This is a genomic window from Tatumella terrea, from assembly GCF_039523755.1.
Taxonomy (GTDB): Bacteria; Pseudomonadota; Gammaproteobacteria; order Enterobacterales; family Enterobacteriaceae; genus Tatumella; species Tatumella terrea.
Map to the genome: position 1 here is coordinate 67,515 of NZ_BAAAFX010000026.1, position 18,450 is coordinate 85,964.

Sequence of the window (18,450 nt, forward strand, 5' to 3'; positions counted from 1 at the left end):
TGCGGAAAAAGGGCCAGTCATGGCCCTTTTTTTATGGCAGAGAGATCAGCCACCGGCGAGTTTTACTGTTAACCCTTTGGCTTCCAGCAGCGATTTCAGTAAATCGCGCTTATCCCCCTGAATTTCGATATCGCCTTCTTTGACCGCGCCCCCGCACCCGCATTTCTTCTTCAGTTCTGCGGCGAGTTTAGCCAGTTCGGCATCCGGCAAATCCAGGCCGGTAATAATGCATACTCCTTTGCCTTTACGGCCACTGGTCTGACGCTGGATCCTGACAATACCGTCCCCTTTAGGGCGCTCTGTCACTGCTTCAGCCGGCCTGATACGTCCGCTCTCCGTGGAATACACCAGATTATCCCGGGCCATTATACCCCCTGTAAAGATTGCAGAATCGATGCCAGCGCCGCCGCCGGGTCGGCGGCCTGAGTAATCGGACGCCCTATTACCATATAGTCTACCCCGGCCTGCTTAGCCTGTGGCGGGGTCATGATGCGGCGCTGATCCTGTGCGGCACTGCCTTCGGGGCGAATCCCCGGTGTCACCAGAGCAAAATCATGCCCCAGCTGCTGTCGGAAACTGACCGCTTCATGTGCAGAACAGACCACACCATCCAGGCCACATTCTTTGGTCAGTCCCGCCAGATGCAGTGCATGCGCGGCAGGGGTTCGATCTATACCGATATCGCGTAAATCACTGGCTTCCATACTGGTTAAAACGGTCACCGCAATCAGCAGTGGCGCATCGTTGCCCATCGGGATCAGGGCTTCACGCGCAGCATTCATCATTCTTGCCCCGCCACTGGCGTGCACATTAACCATCCAGACGCCAAGGTCGGCTGCCGCAGCGACGGCATGGGCGACGGTGTTCGGAATATCGTGAAATTTAAGATCGAGGAAAACATCGAATCCCCGTGATTGCAGGGTCTTTACCCATTCCGGCCCGAAACGGGTAAACATCTCTTTACCCACTTTCAGCCGGCAGCGTTGCGGGTCGATAAGGTCTGTCAGCGCTAATGCCCGATTGATATCGTCAAAGTCGAGTGCAACCAGCACCGGTGAAGTAACAGAAGATGGCGATACAGCAGTCATGGCAGTTTTCCTTTAAATAACAAAAGAGCATCGGGCTTGGCTGATAAACGGCGCTTATTCTACCTGCCTGACTTTCGTTGTCACCTTTTTTGCACGGTGCCGCGGGCTAAGTATTAACAACCCAGTGTATGTTGTAACTAAAAGTCAGATCAAAAAACAGAGCCTGCGCTCTGTCCGGGGTTATTGTCCGTCCAGGCCGCGGATCGGTTTAACCGAAGCCCAGGTGCGGCATGAAGGGCAATGCCAGTAGATGGCATGGGCGGTAAAACCACATTTTTCGCACCGGTAACGCGGTCGGGTGCGGATCTGCTCGCCGACCATATTACGCAGCACCGCCAGGCTCTGTTTCGCCCGCCCGTCTTCAGCATCCTGCAGATAATAGTTGATCAGACGATGGAAACCACGTGTGGTCGGATGCTGGTCCAGTTGCTTCATCAGGAACAGCTGTGCCGGTTCAGTGCCTTCGGTCGAATCGATGATATCGGCCAGATAAAGCTCCGCAGAGTTCCCGGTGTTTGCGGCGACACAGCGTTGCAAAAACTCCACCCACTGGGCCGGCGTATTCAGACGTTGATAACATCCTTCCAGCAGTGGCAGAACTTCACTAACGAATTCAGGGTCCTGCTGCAGTACACGTTGCATGCTCTGTACAGCTTTCTGGTCATCCCCTTTTTCGATAAAGATCCGTCCCATCATGATTGAGATCCGGGCGCAGTTTTTATCGGCAGATTCCCCTTTTTTCAGCAGGCTGAGCGCCTTATCCAAATCGTCGCTGCTCATCGCCTGCAGAGCCAGCTCACAATACAGATGCGCAATAACCCGCTTCTGCTTATCCTGCCCCAACCGCACCAGCCGCTCAGCGGTATCGATCGCCTGACTCCAGTCACTGGTCAGCTGATAGATCTGTAATAACTGTGTGAGGGCACCTTCGCGGAAATCGGTCTCATCCGTGAGCTGGGCAAACATATCCTCGGCGCGGTCATAAAGGCCGGCCGCCAGATAGTCCCGGCCCAGCTGCTGAACCGCCAGCAAACGCTGATCGTAGTCCAGAGACGTACTTTCCATTAAGGACTGGTGGATACGGATCGCCCGGTCCACTTCCCCGCGGGAACGAAACAGATTACCCAGCGTCAGATGCGCTTCTATCGCCCCGCTATCCTCTTTAAGCATATCCAGGAACAGGTCGACCGCTTTATCCTGCTGATTTGAAAGTAAAAAGTTTACGCCGGTCACGTAGTCCCGGGAAAGGCGATTGGCTCCCTGTTGTTTGTCCTGATGCGCGCTACGCCGTCCCATGTACCAGCCATAGGCCGCTGCAACAGGCAATAACAGAAACAACAATTCGAGCATAGCCGATTATTCCTTCACCACGGATTTATCCCTGGCTGTGGTGACAGAAGTGGCCGGGGTAAATTGCGTCTCAAGACGCTTAATCTTACGCCGGGCGTGTGATAATGCCAGACGCATCCGCAGCCAGAACAAGCCGCAGATCACCCACCCGAGAATAAAACCGGCACCAAATAGCGTTGCCAGCAGCGTAGAAATACGGAAATCGCCCTGAGCGAGCAGATAGTTAAAGGTCACTATCTGATCATTTTTGGCTCCCAGGGTAATGGAGATGATAAAAATGACCAGTACGACTAAAAAAATCAGTAAATATTTCACAATGCATCCTGTTATCGTCTTCTTTTTCTCATCAGCCGTAAAAACAGCGACGCCCGACCGACGGAAAGTACTCCGGGTTAACCGCATCATTCTATTATGGGGATGCTGGCTGTATTTACAATATTACTTTTCTCTTAGTCACATAAATTACCCCTGCCGATCATGCCCGGTCAGGAGCCGCCTGAATAGGGTACAGGCCACCGTCAGCGTAATACCGGCAACAATCACTGACATTGTCACATCCCACGGCCAGTGCATACCGAGTGCCATCCGGCTCCACATCACCACCATCGCCCAGACAAAGGTCGCAATGACGGTAATATAATGGCGTTTAACACCTGCCAGTACCAGCATCAGCAGTGCCCAGCAGGCCGCAAACATACTGTGCCCTGACGGGAAGGAGTAGCCAGTCTCATAAGCCCAATGTTGCCGCAGCCAGCCGGGGATCACCTGCTGCTGCCAGGCCACCCGCCCGACCAGCTGTCCGCGCTGCTGACGGGAAAGATGATAAAAACTGCCGACCGCGGTACCGGACTCCTTGCTTATCCATAAGGTATAAGGCCTGGGTTCCTGCACGTAATGCTTGATAAGCTTGTTGACCCCCTGCCCGCCCCAGACCACCAGCACCACCAGCACTGCCGTCTGCGCGAGCTCACGGAGGCCCGCACCATCACTATAACGTAACCACAGCAGCCACCCGCCAAGCAGTAACGTGGTCAGTATACCCCAGGGCCTCGTCACCGTCTCAGTAAAGGCGAATAATAGCGGCTGAAGAGGCAGCGTATTACCGGGCTGCCAGTGCCAGCCCGATACCCAGACCAGCAGAGGCAGACAGAGTAATATCAGCACACCGGCACTGACAGATTTTAAAACCATAAACATCGGATATCCTTTTTCTGCCTGTCGTTAGTGAAAATTATCATTTTCTGCGCCTGCCGCAATACGTTATTCTCCCCGCTTGCCTGATTGTGCTTTCGCGCCGGCATGAGCGGCATAATATTACGTTACGATGCACAATTATGGCACAATACGGAGATAACCTCTGCCGTTCAGAGTGCTGATAATAATACAGTTTTAGAGTAACGGAGTTTACATGCAACTTAAGCGGGTGGCGCAGGCCACACTACCCACACCCTGGGGCGATTTCCTGATGGTGGGGTTTGAAGAAATAAAAACAGGTAAAGACCACGTCGCGCTGGTCTATGGCGATATCAGTGGCGAGACGCCCGTCCTTGCCAGAGTTCACTCTGAATGTCTGACCGGGGATGCGCTATTCAGCTTACGTTGTGACTGTGGTTTCCAGCTTGAAGCCGCACTCAATGCCATCGCCACCGAAGGCCGGGGTGTCCTGCTGTATCATCGTCAGGAAGGCAGAAATATTGGCCTGCTGAATAAAATCCGTGCTTACGCGTTGCAGGATCAGGGACTGGATACTGTCGAGGCGAACCTCAGACTCGGCTTTGCCGCCGATGAGCGTGATTTTACGCTGTGTGCCGATATGTTCAGTTTACTGGACGTTCACGCTGTCCGCTTGCTGACCAATAATCCACGGAAGGTCAGAGTACTGGCCGATGCCGGGATCAATATTACCGAACGTGTCCCGCTTGAAGTCGGGAGAAACCCGAAGAACAGCGGTTATCTGGATACGAAAGCCTTAAAAATGGGGCATTTACTGCATCCGCACAATGATGACTGATCCCCGTCCGCAGTAATCCGCCACTGTCCGTTCTGCGTTACCCGTGATCCGCTGCCCGGCAGCAATACGGATCACGGGCAACCCTCAGCCACCGGCAAACAATACCGTTAGCGGGTCAGGTCAGCAGCTGCAGGATAAGGAAGGTAACCCCTGCCCAGAAGGCCAGGCAGAGGAGTAATGCCAGCCCCCAGACGCGGCAACGATAACGGCAGAGAGACGTTTTACGTGAGGTTTCTGAAGCCGGAGACCCTTGCGGGCGGGTACGAAAAGAAAAATGCATAATACATCCCTGTTTACCTGACAAAATACTTCAGCGGTCGTATCGGACTTGCGGAGTTATTCTGTCGCCGGTCATCCATGACCGGCATGATAAAGATCAAAGTTAACATCAGCCACGTCGGGCCGATGTCACGTTCCGGTTATTTAACCGGTAAACGGATATCTTTAAACATCGCTTCAATATCTTCATTCGAGCGTAAAGCAATCGCCGCATCCACCACATCCCGGGTCAGATGAGGGGCAAATCGCTGAATAAAGTCATACATATAGGTTCTGAGGAAACTGCTGCTCCTGAAACCTATTTTAGTGGTGCTGTAGGTGAAAATATCAGACACATCGATCTTCACCAGATCGGTTTCCGTCACCGGGTCGATGGCCATACTGGCAATCACCCCAATCCCCAGTCCCAGACGAACATAGGTTTTAATGACATCTGCGTCGGTGGCGGTAAAAACAATCTTTGGTGTCAGACCGGCCTGATTGAAAGCAGAATCCAGTTCAGAACGGCCGGTGAACCCAAAGGTATAGGTCACCAGCGGAAACTCGGCTAGGTCCTGGATAGTCACCCGCGCTTTTTCGGTCAGCGGATGTCCCGGCGGAACGACGATGGCACGGTTCCAGTGGTAACAGGGCAGCATCACTAAATCATCATAGAGGTGTAACGCCTCGGTCGCGATAGCGAAGTCAGCATTGCCTTTTGATACCGCTTCCGCTATCTGCGTCGGCGACCCCTGATGCATGTGCAGGGATACCCGCGGATAACGCTGGATAAAACCTTTGATGACGGGGGGAAGCGCATAACGTGCCTGGGTATGTGTGGTTGCGACGTACAGAGATCCCTGATCCGGCCAGGTATGCTCACCGGCGACCGATTTTATCGCTTCCACTTTAGATAATACTTCACGCGCAATACGAATGATTTCATCGCCGGCCGGGGTCACCTGAGTCAGGTGTTTACCACTGCGGGAGAAGATTTGCACACCGAGCTCATCTTCCAGCATACGAACCTGTTTACTGATCCCCGGCTGGGAGGTATAAAGCCCTTCCGCAGTGGAGGAAACATTCAGGTTATGGTTAACGACTTCGACGATATAGCGTAATTGCTGTAATTTCATAGCCCACCTTTTCGGGACAAAAGGTACTTATTGCCTGCATTCCTGCAAAAAAGTTATCTGATTAATTTATATTTATTAACAGGCTATCTATTGCTGTTAACTATAACCACTATAGCATTAATTTATAATTAACAGAACAAATAGCTATATCCGTTAAATTAAAAAAGCCAGCAAATGCTGGCTTCTTTGAGACAAAAAATACTACTTTTTCACTTCCTGCCACTGACCATCAATAAAGAACATTGACCAGCCGGTCGCCTTACCGTCTTTTTCCGAAGACACATATTGCTGTTTAGTCTTACGACTAAAGCGGACCAGCGTTTTATTCCCATTGGGATCAACGGCCGGCGCCTGAGTCAGATACGTAAACTTCTCCGGCAGACGGTCGCTGAACCGCTGTAACTCTTCCACCAGCGGTGCGCGTGTCTCGCGGGATTTCGGGAAGGTGTTGGCGGCCAGGAATATACCCGCGGCCCCGTCACGCAGCACAAAATAGGCGTCAGACTTCTCACAGGCAAGCTCAGGTAACGGCACCGGATCTTCTTTCGGCGGAGCCACATCGCCGTTACGCAGGATCTTGCGGGTATTTTTACAGTCGTCGTTGGTACAGGCCATGTATTTTCCGAAACGCCCCATCTTCAGGTGCATTTCGCTGCCACATTTTTCGCATTCCACGACCGGACCATCATACCCTTTAATCCGGAACTCACCTTCTTCGATTTCATACCCGTCGCAGGAAGGGTTATTACCGCAGACATGCAGTTTACGTTTCTCATCGATCAGGTAACTGTCCATGGCGGTACCGCATTTACGGCAACGGGGACGCGCACGCAGGGCGTTAGTTTCCGCATCTTCACCTTCCAGAATATTAAGGACTTCATTTTCCGGGATCAGGTTAATCGTCTGCTTACAACGCTCTTTTGGCGGCAGTGCATACCCGGAACACCCAAGGAAGACCCCTGTGGTGGCGGTACGGATGCCCATATGCCGCTGACAGGTCGGACATTCGATCGAGGTCAGCACCATCTGATTCGGTTGCATGCCACCCTCTTCCGGATCTTTGTCTGCTTTCTGCAGCTGATCACTAAAATCGGTGAAGAAATGATCCAGAACGGCACGCCACTCGGCCTGATTATTCGCCACCTGGTCGAGGTTGTCCTCCATCCGCGCGGTAAAATCATAATTCATCAGCTCGCGGAAGTTATCTTCCAGACGATCGGTGACGATTTCCCCCATCTTTTCTGCATAGAAACGACGGCTCTCCACCCGGACATACCCCCTGTCCTGGATGGTTGAGATGATGGAGGCGTAGGTCGAAGGACGACCGATACCGCGTTTTTCAAGCTCACGGACCAGCGAGGCTTCACTGAAGCGGGCCGGTGGCTTGGTGAAGTGCTGCGCCGGCAATACTTCCAGCAGCGCAGGTGCATCACCCACCTCAATAGCCGGCAGCGTCAGGTCATCATCGTTCTTGCGTAAGGCCGGCATAACGCGCGTCCAGCCATCAAAACGCAGCGTACGTCCTTTCGCTTTAAGCCGGTAATCTCCTGCCATCACCGTCAGGGTGGTGGAGTCATACTTTGCCGGCACCATCTGACACGCCACAAACTGACGCCAGATCAGCTGATATAACTTCTGCGCATCGGCTTCCATGTCTTTCAGTTGTTCGGCCAGGATATTGACATCAGACGGACGAATAGCCTCGTGCGCTTCCTGAGAATTATCTTTATTGGTATAGATATTGGCATTGTCCGGCAGGTATTTATTACCGAAATTACTGTCAATATAGCCCCGGGCCATTTCGATCGCGTCCTGGCTCAGGTTGGTGGAATCCGTACGCATATAAGTAATGTGGCCGCTCTCATAGAGTCGTTGTGCCAGCATCATGGTTTTCTTTACACCGTAGCCCAGACGGGTACTCGCCGCCTGTTGCAGAGTCGACGTAATAAAAGGTGCGCCAGGTTTACTGCTGGTCGGTTTATCCTCCCGCTCAGTGACCTGATAGGTCGCTTTTTCCAGCTCAGCGACCGCCGCCGCGGTGGTCTCTTTATTGACCGGACGAAAGGCTTTGTCGTGATGATGCGACACACGCATCAACAAATCGACCCCCTGCGGGGTATTCAGCCGGGCATCCACTTCCCAGTATTCTTCCGGGACAAAGGCTTTGATTTCACGTTCACGTTCGACCACCAGCCGCACAGCCACGGACTGGACACGACCGGCAGATAAACCGCGCGCCACTTTTTTCCACAACAGAGGTGAGACCATGTAACCCACCACACGGTCCATAAAACGACGTGCCTGCTGGGCATTCACACGGTCAATATTCAGTTCACCCGGCTCTTCAAAGGCCTGGCGGATCGCATTCTTAGTGATCTCGTTAAACACAACGCGGCTGAAGCGCGAATCGTCTCCACCGATGACTTCACGCAGGTGCCAGGCAATCGCCTCTCCTTCGCGGTCCAAATCCGTTGCGAGATAAATATGGTCAGCATCGGCTGCCAGGGTTTGTAATTCAGAAACGACTTTTTCTTTACCCGGTAAGATCTGGTAATTAGCTTTCCAGTTGTGCCACGGATCGACACCCATGCGGTTCACCAGAGCAGCTTTCTCGTCTTTTTTTCCTGACTTTGCTGTTTTGGCCTTGCCGGCTTCTGCCGTCTTCTTAGCCAGGGATCCGCTGGTCGGCAGATCCCGGATGTGACCCACGCTGGACTTAACGACAAAGCCACTGCCAAGGTATTTATTAATAGTTTTAGCCTTTGCCGGTGACTCAACAATAACGAGTGCTTTACCCATAGATAACTTTACCTAATAAAAACGTCCTGAAGAACGGGAGAGGAGAACTCCCCTGATTTGCAACAACGCTACTTGCTGCTGACTCCCGCGGTTCACGCCATGATCGGTTGATAACTGATAATAGCCCGGAAATTAACAGTATGATTAAAATAATCTTTTACTTTAGTTTTCCGGCCGGCCGTGAAGCGGGCTCCCTGATTCGCAAATCGTCCACACTCTACCTGATAAAATTTGAGACGCAACTTTATTAGCATCCTGACGAATTTCCACCCGGCTTCACCGGCAAAAATTTTGTGGTAGCCGGGAAAAGCGCTTACAATACCCACACTCTCTGTCATGTCTTTAACAACGATGAGGAAAACCATGTCTGAACACCCTGAATTTATGGATAAAACAGCGCTGCTCGACATCGCGAATCAGTTTATACGCGGGCATGATGACTACTTTGCGGCAATGCAGGTGACCGGTGTTGATGAAAAAAACGGACACCTGATATTCAGCGGTCCGCTGTTCACCGATGCGCAGGGTTTACCGACACGCCAGACGACCGCGGTGTTTAACGTCTTTAAATTCCTGACGCTGAACTTATCATCACGCTACCGTCTGAAACACTAACCCCGGGAAATCCCGGGGTTAGAGGTTGTCATCAGAGCCACTGACGGTGGTTAAAGTAGCGGTTTTTCTCCACGTTGCCACCATTTCTGCAGCATACGTTCAGCGACCTGCGCACCGCTCTGAGTAAAGCGTTCAATGATGCTTTTCTTTTTACTGTAGCCGACCGACAGAATATTAAACTTATCCATCTGGCGGATGATCACTTCATCACTGGTGGCGATTTCATCAACCAGGCCATTTTCCAGGGCCTGGCGACCATACCAGTGTTCGCCCGTGGCGACGGACTCGATATCCAGCCCGGGGCGCATCTGATGAACAAAGGATTTAAACAGCAGATGCGTTTCGTTCAGATCTTCACGGAATTTCTCGCGCCCTTCTTCAGTGTTTTCACCCAGCAGCGTCAGAGTACGTTTATACTGTCCGGCCGTGTGAAGCTCAATATCGATATCATTGCGTTTCAGCAGACGATTAAAGTTAGGCACCTGGGCTACCACCCCGATAGAGCCGATGATCGCGAACGGCGCCGCGATGATACGTGAAGCGACACAGGCCATCATATAACCGCCGCTGGCAGCCACTTTGTCAACCACCGCCGTCAGGGGAATACCGTGGTCACGCAGACGTTGCAGCTGCGATGCCGCCAGGCCATAGCCATGGACCACCCCCCCCGGACTTTCCAGACGTAACAGAACTTCATCTCCGGCAGAGGCCACCGACAGGACAGCAGAAATTTCTTTACGCAATGAGGCTACCTCACCCGCATCCATGCTGCCTTTAAAATCAAGCAGGAAAAGAGTGTTTTTGCACTCTTCACTGATCCCCTGTTTTGCCTTCGCCTTACTGGCTTTCGCTTTCTCTTTACGCTGTTTCTTTTCCGCTTTCAGGAAGAGCTTTTGTTCATGCTCCGGCAGTTTTGCGACCGCCAGCGTTTGTTTCAGGGTCTGATAATCTTCCCCCGGGTGCCCTAACTGAAGCTGACCCTGTCCCCCTTTCTTACGGGAAGAGAGGCTCACAATGGCCACTGCCAGCGCAATAATAGCCACGACAACAGTGACAATTTTCGCTAAAAATAATCCATATTCTGCAATAAAACTCACTCAGTCCACCTTAGTCAATTTCGGTTAAACGCATGTTTTCCTGGCCGGCCTGAGGTACTGAGGGGCGCTAAAGCCGGCCGCTAAGCTGGAAATTAACAGCATGTTATTCTAGTGTACCATAGGATAATTTGCGGCATAACTGCATGAAATTTTTAAAACAAAGGAACCGCCTGTGAATGCTCAGCAACAAAGCAACCTGTTGAAAAACCGTACACTGTTAGTCACCGGCGCCTCGGACGGCATTGGTCGTGAAGCCGCCCTGACCTATGCCCGCCAGGGCGCCCGGGTACTGCTGGCCGGCAGAAACCGGCAAAAGCTCAATCAGGTCCGTGACGATATCGCTGCCGCGGGACTGACTCCGGCTGCAGTACTGGTACTGGATTTTGCCACCGCCAGCGCTGAAGACTGCCGGCAATTTGCCGCAGAAGTTGCCACGCTCACCCCGCAGTTAGACGGCGTTCTGCATAATGCCAGTATCCTCGGTACCCTCCAGCCGATGGCAGAGATCCCGCCCGCCGAGTGGTCTCAGGTCATGAAGGTCAATCTGGATACGACGTTTTTTCTGACCCAGGCCCTCCTGCCGCTACTGTTAACGTCACCTGCACCGTCACTGGTTTTCACCACCTCCAGTGTCGGGCGTGAAGGTCGGGCCGGATGGGGAACCTATGCCGTTTCCAAATTTGCCACCGAAGGAATGATGCAAATCCTGGCTGCCGAATATAAAGATACCGCCCTGCGGGTCAACTGTATTAATCCGGGGGGGACCCGTACTTCAATGCGTGCCAGCGCATTTCCGGAAGAAAATGCCGCACGGCTAAAAACCCCGGCCGAGATTATGCCGATCTATCTGTATCTGATGAGTGATGAAAGTCTGGGGAAAACAGGTCACAGTTTTGATGCTCAGCCCGGCAGAAAAGCCGGTCCGGCTGAATAGACAGGTAAAGCGCTGTCGCGGCGTGTCTCTTTTCACCCAACTGATCAGCCGGGATGTTCCGGAAGGGAGATTCTTCCGGCTATCGCCTGACAGAACGAATGATCCTCCGCACCGGGCATGGGGTGATGGGCAATAAATAGCCTCCGGCAGAGCCGGAGGCTTTTCAAAGGTGCCTGTCAGGCTCTCTTACCCGCAGCGCCCTGACAGGCGCATCGCAATCTGACATTGGCAGGTTGGATGACTTACGACCCGTAAACGGGTTTCCCGGATAAGGGATACAGTAAAAGACCACCTTCTTAGAAGGTGGCTTTTGAGAATGCCCCCTGTAAGGGGGGCTACTTTCACCTTCCGCTTACTACTCTAGCAATTCCATCTGTTGTTCATGTGTTTGTTCCGTTTTCTCCTGATGCCGCACATATCTTCTGATTATTTCCTCGTTCACTCCTACCGTATCTATAAAGTAACCACGCGACCAAAAATGGTTTCCCCAGAGCTTCTTCCTGATGTGTGGAAAACGATTGTAGAGCCTGATGGCACTGCGACCTTTCAAATGGCCCATTAGCGTTGATATTGAGATTTTAGGTGGGACGATGATGACCAGATGTACATGATCTGGCTGGATATTTAACTCCAGAACTTCACAATCCTTGATTCCGCAGAGAATGTAGATTGTCCTGTAAAGCTCCTTGCCCAGCTTGTCTTTGAGGATCCTGAATCGATATTTTGGTGTCCAGACTATGTGGTATTTGCAACGCCAATATACATGTGATGAACTCCTGTAAAGCCCCATGTTGGTTTGTCTCCTTTTACTTGTGGTGAGTAAGCAGAGATATTCCGGCATGGGCATTCTTCAGGCTATAGCCTTACAGGATCAATCACCACCTCCCTAGGAGGTGGTTTAGGGGTGACAATAAATAGCCTCCGGCAGAGCCGGAGGCTTTTCAAAGGTGCCTGTCAGGCTCTCTTACCCGCAGCGCCCTGACAGGCGCATCGCAATCTGACATTGGCAGGTTGGATGACTTACGACCCGTAAACGGGTTTCCCGGATAAGGGATACAATAAAAAAACCCCGCTGCTGCGGGGTCTTTGTCTGGCAGAACTGAGTGTGTCAGCCCTGTCCTTTATTACGCTTAGAGACCGGCTTAGCTGACCCCGGACGACCCGCACCGGGACGCCCCTGGGCCGAACGACGACCACTGCCGTTGCTGCTGACCTGGGTATGCCGTTTCACGGCACGACGGATCTGGTTCGCTTTGGTACGGCGACGATCCTTCTCCACGGCCAGCTTGGTTTCTGTCTCATGCGGCATCCCCACCAGCTGGCGAAGATAGTTAACAGAGGTCAGATCCATCTCAGTGTAACCACCGCGGGGTAATCCTTTCGGCAGAGGAATATCGCCGTAACGGACACGGATCAGACGGCTGACCTGCACGCCCACCGCTTCCCACAACCGACGGACTTCACGGTTACGCCCTTCGGTCAGGGTCACATTGTACCACTGGTTAAGCCCTTCTCCGCCCCCGAACTTCAGGGTTTTGAAAGCCGCAGGACCATCTTCCAGTTGTACGCCCAGACTTAACTGACGAATTTTATCATCATCGATCTGACCGAAGACACGTACCGCGTATTCACGCTCCACTTCGCGGCTGGGATGCATCAGCCGGTTAGCCAGTTCACCGTCGGTAGTAAACAGCAGCAGACCGCAGGTGTTTACATCCAGACGACCGACCGCAATCCAGCGGGCCCCGTTCAGACGTGGCAGACGATCGAACACCGTCGGACGGCCTTCCGGATCATTACGGGTACAGAGTTCGCCTTCAGGTTTGTAGTACGCCAGAACGCGGCAGACCTGAGCCGCGCTTTCAGCTACCCGCACCAGGTGACCGTCAATACGAATTTTAAGCGCTGCCGTTGTATCAACGCGGTCACCCAAAGTGGCGACTTTGCCGTCTACGCTGACGCGACCTGCAGAGATCACAGATTCGATTTCACGCCGGGAACCATGCCCGGCACGTGCTAAAACTTTTTGTAACTTTTCGCTCATTGAGCCGCCTCACTGTCGCCTTCCCAGGCCTCAGGGTTAGGGTATATTTAATATAAAAATCAAATACTTACGTAGAAAATCACTGCCATTATACAGGATGACGGCCCCAATGTAACGTTATTTATCGGGCCGTACCTGTGGCACGGACGCGGATCTCCCCGTCCGTCACTTAACTGAACGGGGCCGGATCACCACTGCCGACACGCACCACTTCCGGTGCCGGGCCCGTCAGGTCAACCACGGTAGTCGGTTGCTGACCGATAGTGCCTCCGTTCAGGATGAGGTCCACCTGTTTACCGATGCTGTCCTGGATATCTTCCGGGTCGGACTCTGCAAACTCATTACCAGGTAACATCAGTGTGGTCGACATCATCGGTTCGTTTAGGGCTTCAAGCAGAGCCTGCGCCACCGGATGTGCCGTTACCCTCAGGCCGATGGTCTTGCGTTTTTCGTTCATCAGGCGGCGCGGCACTTCTTTGGTGGCTTTCAGTAAAAAGGTATAACACCCAGGGGTGTTATTTTTGATCAACCGGAAGGCACTGTTATCAACCTGCGCATAGACCGATAACTCAGACAGGTCACGGCACATCAGGGTGAAATGGTGATTGCCGTCCAGCTGACGTAGCCGGCAGATGCGCTCCATCGCCGATTTATCTTCCAGCCGGCAGCCCAGGGCATAACCGGAATCGGTCGGATAGACGATCACACCGCCCTTGTTCAGATAGTCAACCGCCTGACTTATCAGCCGGGGTTGCGGGTTTTCCGGATGGATATAAAAAAACTGACTCATACTTCACTCCCGGTACCGGCCTGGGCCGGTACGTTATTTTGAATGTGCGGAAAACGCAGCCAGAGGGCTTCAACACCGGCAGGTAACCAGAGGTTTCTGCCCAGCTCTATCCACGCACAGGGCTGATGAAAATCCGAGCCCTGGGAGGCGGCGAGTCCGTATTCCTGTGCATACAGGGCGAGTTGCTGGCGTTCGTTCGGGGGCTGCTGACATTGCGCCACCTCCATCGCATCACCGCCAGCCTCGGTAAAAAATTGCAGCAACCGTTTCAGCCACTTAGTGGATAACTGATAACGTCCGGGGTGGGCAACCACCGCCCTGCCGCCGGAAAGCTGAATGGCTTCAATGGCCTGTTCAATTGTACACCATTGTGCAGGGACGTATCCGGTTTTACCGCGCGCCAGATAACTTTTAAACACTTTGGCAATGGTATCGGCTTTATTGCACTCCACCAGGTAGCGGGCAAAATGCCCCCGGGTGATCTCACCGTCACCGGCAAGCCTGCGTGCGCCCTCCAGCGCCCCGGGAATGCCGGCCTTCTCCAGCCGTGCGGCAATCTCCTCTGCCCGCTGCTGGCGTTTTTGTCGCTGGCTGTCCAGCAACCCGCAGATGGCCGGATGGTCAATATCCATCCCCAGGCCAACGATATGAATCTCATGGTTCTGCCAGCGGGTCGAGATTTCAACCCCGGTGATCAGTTGCAGAGGTAAACCGTGACGGGCTATGGCCTCTTTCGCCGGCGCAATCCCCTCCGTGGTATCGTGGTCCGTGATCGCCAGAAGATTAACCCCCCGCTCATGGGCACGCAGAACCAGGGCCTCCGGCGTTAACAGGCCATCGGAAGCCGTGGTGTGGCTATGCAGGTCATACAAATTAAACGCCGTTCTGTCTGTCAAATTTACTCCATGTGATCTGTTGTCCGGGCACTGAACGGGCATTTTAGCAATAACTGCAAAAGATGTATTGACAATCCGCCGGTGAACTAGTTAACTAGTACGCAAGTTCAGATAAGGATACTTCTCATGTGTATGACTGCAATGCTTTCTCTCCGCTGGTGGCGTATGACTCTCCCATAACAGGGCGATGTTTTCGTGCACCCGGCAGTTGACACAGTGCAGATTTCAGGGCCCGCTAACCGCGGGCTTTTTTTTGGATAGAATTCAGAGAAACAACGATGGCTACAGCAAAACCCGATTTAAAACTGATTACCGGTGATGCCCCGTACCGTGATGACCCGGCAGCACTATTCAACCAGCTCTGCGGTGCACGTCCGGCAACTCTGTTGCTGGAATCTGCCGATGTAGACAGTAAAAATAATCTGCAAAGTCTGCTCATCACTGACAGCGCCTTACGCATTACCGCATTCGGTGATACCGTGACCGTACAGGCCCTGTCTCAAAACGGCGCCAGCCTGCTACCTTTACTGGATGCCGCTTTACCGGAAGATGTGGAGATCGGTGTCAGACCCGATGGCCGCGAACTACGATTCCCGCCGATTGACCCGTTGCAGGACGAAGACTCGCGCCTGAAATCGGTTTCTGTCCTGGATGCTCTGCGCCTGATCCCGACCCTGGTAAACAGTGACCCGAAACAACGCGAAGCGGTGATGCTGGGTGGCTTATTTGCCTATGACCTGGTCGCCGGGTTTGAAACCCTGCCGGAACTGACCAATGAACAACGCTGTCCGGACTATTGTTTTTATCTGGCCGAAACCTTACTGGTCATTGATCACCAGTCGCGGACGTCACGGGTTCAGGCCAGTGTGTTTACCCCGTCGGTCAGCGAATTTGAACGTCTGCAACAGCGCGTCCACCAGCTGCATCAGCAAATGTTACAGCCTGCAGCCACCCCGGTGGCACAAAAAGTGGAACGGATGACCCTGAGCTGTAATCAGAGCGACGAAGTCTATTGTGACGTTGTCACTAAACTTCAGCATGCTATCCGCATCGGCGAAATTTTCCAGGTGGTGCCGTCCCGCCGCTTTTCTCTGCCCTGCCCGTCACCGCTGGCCGCGTATGAGACCCTGAAAAACAGTAATCCCAGCCCGTACATGTTCTTTATGCAGGACAGTGAGTTTACGCTGTTCGGGGCTTCGCCGGAAAGCTCACTGAAATACTCCGCCACCACACGGCAGATTGAGATTTACCCGATCGCCGGAACCCGTCCGCGCGGACGTAATGCGGCCGGAGAGCTGGACGCGGACCTGGACAGCCGCATTGAACTTGAAATGCGCACCGACCATAAAGAACTGGCAGAGCATCTGATGCTGGTCGACCTGGCGCGTAATGATCTGGCGCGTATCTGCGTACCGGGCAGCCGGCATGTGGCCGACCTGACGAAAGTCGACCGCTATACGTTTGTGATGCATCTGGTCTCCCGCGTCATCGGTAAACTGCGTGAAGATCTCGATGTGCTGCATGCTTACCGCGCGGTGATGAACATGGGCACCCTGAGTGGCGCGCCGAAAGTCCGTGCGATGCAGCTGATTGCTGAGTCCGAAGGGACCCGCCGGGGTTCCTATGGCGGGGCCGTAGGTTACTTCACCGGCACCGGGGACTTTGATACCTGTATTGTGATCCGCTCAGCTTATGTTGAAGACGGTATCGCCACCGTTCAGGCCGGCGGCGGTGTGGTGCTCGACTCCATACCTCAGGCAGAAGCGGACGAAAGTCGTAATAAAGCACGTGCGGTGTTACGTGCCATCGCGACAGCCCATCACTGCAAGGAGATTTTCTGATGGCTGATATTTTACTGCTGGATAACTTTGATTCCTTTACCTATAACCTGGTCGACCAGTTGCGCACATTCGGCCACCGGGTGATGGTTTACCGCAACAACCTGCCGGTCGACACGCTGACAGAACGTCTGCGTAGCATGGAAAACCCGGTGCTGATGTTATCCCCGGGGCCCGGAGCCCCTGCGGAGGCCGGCAGTATGCCCGCCCTGCTGAAAGCAATGCGCGGCAAGGTTCCGATTATCGGTATCTGTCTGGGCCATCAGGCAATCGTCGAAAGCTATGGCGGCGAAGTGGGTCAGGCCGGGGAGATCCTGCACGGTAAAGCTTCCGCCATCAGCCATGACGGACAGCATATGTTCAGCGGCTTACCGAACCCGCTAACGGTGGCCCGTTACCACTCACTGGTCGGCAGCAACATCCCGGCAGGGGTAACGGTTAATGCCACCTTTAACGGCATGGTGATGGCAGTCCGTCACGATAAAGACAAGGTCTGCGGCTTCCAGTTCCACCCTGAGTCTATTCTGACCACACAGGGGGCAAAACTTCTGGAACAAACCCTGGTATGGGCGCTCAGCGATTAAGGACAAGGATATGCAACAGATTCTGGAACAACTGTATCAGGGCAACATCATCAGCCAGGCCGAGAGCGAGCAACTGTTCTCTGCCATCGTCACCGGCGAAATGGACCCGGTCTCTCTGGGGGCCGCCCTGGTCGCCATGAAAGTCCGCGGGGAAACGCCCCCGGAGATTGCCGGGGCCGCCACCGCCCTGCTGGCCAACGCCCGTGCCTTCCCGCGCCCTGATTACCCCTTTGCTGACATCGTGGGGACCGGCGGCGATGGCAGCAACAGTATTAATATTTCCACCGCCAGTGCGTTTGTGGCGGCGGCCTGTGGCCTGAAAGTCGCCAAGCACGGCAACCGCAGTGTCTCCAGCAAATCCGGATCGTCTGATTTACTGGCTGCATTTGGTATCGATCTGGACATGAGTCCGGAAACCGCTCGTCAGGCGCTGGATGAAGACAATCTCTGCTTCCTGTTTGCCCCGCAGTATCACAGTGGCTTCCGCTACGCGATGCCGGTGCGTAAACAACTGCAGACGCGCACATTGTTCAATGTCCTCGGACCGTTAATCAACCCGGCCCGTCCGCCGCTGGCTCTGATCGGCGTATACAGCCCGCAGCTGCTGCAGCCGGTGGCTGAAACCCTGCGGATGCTGGGATATCATCGTGCAGCCGTGGTCCATGGCGGCGGAATGGATGAGATTGCCGTCCACAGTACGACTCAGGTCGCCGAACTGCGGGACGGGGAAATCACCCGCTATGAGGTCAGCCCGGCCGATTTTGGTCTGGATTTTCATTCGCAGGAATCTCTGGCCGGCGGAACGCCCGGAGAAAACCGTGACATTTTGCGTCAACTGCTGCAGGGTAAAGGGCAGACAGCGCATGAACATGCCATCGCTATCAATGTTGCCATGCTGATGAAACTGTTTGGTCATGAAGATTTACGCCACAATGCTGAACATGCCATGGCGACCCTGCGTAGCGGGCGGGCTTATGACTGTGTCACCGCATTGGCTGCAAGAGGATAAT

General features: G+C 53.6%; 18 protein-coding genes and 1 pseudogene. 5 read left to right on the forward strand and 14 right to left on the reverse strand.

The features are described from left to right. Positions 1–45: 45 nt before the first annotated feature. From yciH to ABD035_RS17045, 5 genes are all read right to left on the reverse strand, one after another. Positions 46–366 carry a stress response translation initiation inhibitor YciH gene (gene yciH, locus ABD035_RS17025; RefSeq protein ID WP_212712941.1) on the reverse strand — a complete coding sequence of 107 codons (321 nt, stop codon included), beginning with the start codon at positions 364–366 and terminating at the stop codon, positions 46–48. Beyond that, a complete protein-coding gene (pyrF, locus tag ABD035_RS17030) occupies positions 366–1,088 on the reverse strand; it encodes an orotidine-5'-phosphate decarboxylase (protein WP_212712942.1) in 723 nt (240 codons plus the stop codon). The genes yciH and pyrF overlap by 1 nt, the downstream gene beginning before the upstream one ends. Positions 1,089–1,268: 180 nt before the next feature. Further along, positions 1,269–2,438 carry a lipopolysaccharide assembly protein LapB gene (gene lapB, locus ABD035_RS17035; RefSeq protein ID WP_343871307.1) on the reverse strand — a complete coding sequence of 390 codons (1,170 nt, stop codon included), beginning with the start codon at positions 2,436–2,438 and terminating at the stop codon, positions 1,269–1,271. A 6-nt stretch (positions 2,439–2,444) separates the two neighbouring features. Then, positions 2,445–2,753, reverse strand: coding sequence for a LapA family protein (locus ABD035_RS17040; RefSeq protein WP_212712944.1), 309 nt, complete (start codon positions 2,751–2,753; stop codon positions 2,445–2,447). Positions 2,754–2,900: 147 nt separating this feature from the next. Then, positions 2,901–3,629, reverse strand: coding sequence for a phosphatase PAP2 family protein (locus tag ABD035_RS17045; RefSeq protein ID WP_343871308.1), 729 nt, complete (start codon positions 3,627–3,629; stop codon positions 2,901–2,903). A 217-nt stretch (positions 3,630–3,846) separates the two neighbouring features. Here ABD035_RS17045 and ribA point away from each other — a divergent pair, with 217 nt between their 5' ends. Continuing rightward, positions 3,847–4,449 (forward strand): GTP cyclohydrolase II, encoded by a 603-nt coding sequence (gene ribA, locus ABD035_RS17050; protein ID WP_343871309.1) that lies wholly within the window; start codon positions 3,847–3,849, stop codon positions 4,447–4,449. A gap of 115 nt (positions 4,450–4,564) precedes the next feature. On the opposite strand, the gene ABD035_RS17055 is transcribed toward ribA, so the two are convergent. The 4 genes from ABD035_RS17055 to ABD035_RS17070 form a co-directional block, all read right to left on the reverse strand. Next, complete coding sequence (locus tag ABD035_RS17055) at positions 4,565–4,729, reverse strand: hypothetical protein (protein ID WP_343871310.1); 165 nt, start codon at positions 4,727–4,729, stop codon at positions 4,565–4,567. Between the two features lie 139 nt (positions 4,730–4,868). Next, positions 4,869–5,843, reverse strand: coding sequence for an HTH-type transcriptional regulator CysB (cysB, locus tag ABD035_RS17060; RefSeq protein ID WP_212712947.1), 975 nt, complete (start codon positions 5,841–5,843; stop codon positions 4,869–4,871). A gap of 201 nt (positions 5,844–6,044) precedes the next feature. Continuing rightward, the gene (gene topA, locus ABD035_RS17065) at positions 6,045–8,642 is read right to left on the reverse strand and encodes a type I DNA topoisomerase (protein ID WP_343871312.1); all 2,598 of its coding nucleotides are present in this window, start codon (positions 8,640–8,642) and stop codon (positions 6,045–6,047) included. 92 nt (positions 8,643–8,734) lie between these two features. After that, positions 8,735–9,007 (reverse strand): hypothetical protein, encoded by a 273-nt coding sequence (locus tag ABD035_RS17070; protein ID WP_343871313.1) that lies wholly within the window; start codon positions 9,005–9,007, stop codon positions 8,735–8,737. On the opposite strand from ABD035_RS17070, the gene ABD035_RS17075 reads away from it, so the two are divergent. Further along, positions 9,006–9,257 carry a DUF2498 family protein gene (locus ABD035_RS17075; protein ID WP_212712950.1) on the forward strand — a complete coding sequence of 84 codons (252 nt, stop codon included), beginning with the start codon at positions 9,006–9,008 and terminating at the stop codon, positions 9,255–9,257. The genes ABD035_RS17070 and ABD035_RS17075 overlap by 2 nt on opposite strands. Positions 9,258–9,307: 50 nt before the next feature. Here the strand turns inward: ABD035_RS17075 and sohB are convergent, their stop codons facing one another. Then, entirely contained in the window at positions 9,308–10,354 is a 1,047-nt protein-coding gene (gene sohB / locus ABD035_RS17080) for a protease SohB (protein WP_343871314.1), read from the reverse strand. Between the two features lie 172 nt (positions 10,355–10,526). Between sohB and ABD035_RS17085 the strand changes: the two genes are divergently transcribed. Then, positions 10,527–11,288 (forward strand): YciK family oxidoreductase, encoded by a 762-nt coding sequence (locus ABD035_RS17085; RefSeq protein WP_343871315.1) that lies wholly within the window; start codon positions 10,527–10,529, stop codon positions 11,286–11,288. 355 nt (positions 11,289–11,643) lie between these two features. Here ABD035_RS17085 and tnpA read toward each other — a convergent pair whose 3' ends face one another. From tnpA to rnm, 4 genes are all read right to left on the reverse strand, one after another. Continuing rightward, on the reverse strand, positions 11,644–12,078 hold the full coding sequence (gene tnpA / locus ABD035_RS17090) for an IS200/IS605 family transposase (RefSeq protein WP_343871356.1): 435 nt from the start codon (positions 12,076–12,078) through the stop codon (positions 11,644–11,646). Between the two features lie 318 nt (positions 12,079–12,396). After that, entirely contained in the window at positions 12,397–13,332 is a 936-nt protein-coding gene (gene rluB, locus ABD035_RS17095; RefSeq protein WP_343871316.1) for a 23S rRNA pseudouridine(2605) synthase RluB, read from the reverse strand. A gap of 169 nt (positions 13,333–13,501) precedes the next feature. Then, the gene (locus ABD035_RS17100; RefSeq protein ID WP_212712621.1) at positions 13,502–14,122 is read right to left on the reverse strand and encodes an L-threonylcarbamoyladenylate synthase; all 621 of its coding nucleotides are present in this window, start codon (positions 14,120–14,122) and stop codon (positions 13,502–13,504) included. After that, positions 14,119–15,060, reverse strand: coding sequence for an RNase RNM (rnm, locus tag ABD035_RS17105; protein WP_343871317.1), 942 nt, complete (start codon positions 15,058–15,060; stop codon positions 14,119–14,121). The genes ABD035_RS17100 and rnm overlap by 4 nt, the downstream gene beginning before the upstream one ends. A 236-nt stretch (positions 15,061–15,296) precedes the next feature. Here rnm and ABD035_RS17110 point away from each other — a divergent pair, with 236 nt between their 5' ends. Together ABD035_RS17110 and trpD are read left to right on the forward strand one after the other, a co-directional pair. Further along, entirely contained in the window at positions 15,297–16,859 is a 1,563-nt protein-coding gene (locus ABD035_RS17110; protein ID WP_343871319.1) for an anthranilate synthase component 1, read from the forward strand. Next, positions 16,859–18,449: pseudogene (trpD, locus tag ABD035_RS17115) on the forward strand (bifunctional anthranilate synthase glutamate amidotransferase component TrpG/anthranilate phosphoribosyltransferase TrpD). The gene ABD035_RS17110 and the pseudogene trpD overlap by 1 nt, the downstream one beginning before the upstream one ends. Position 18,450 lies beyond the last annotated feature (1 nt).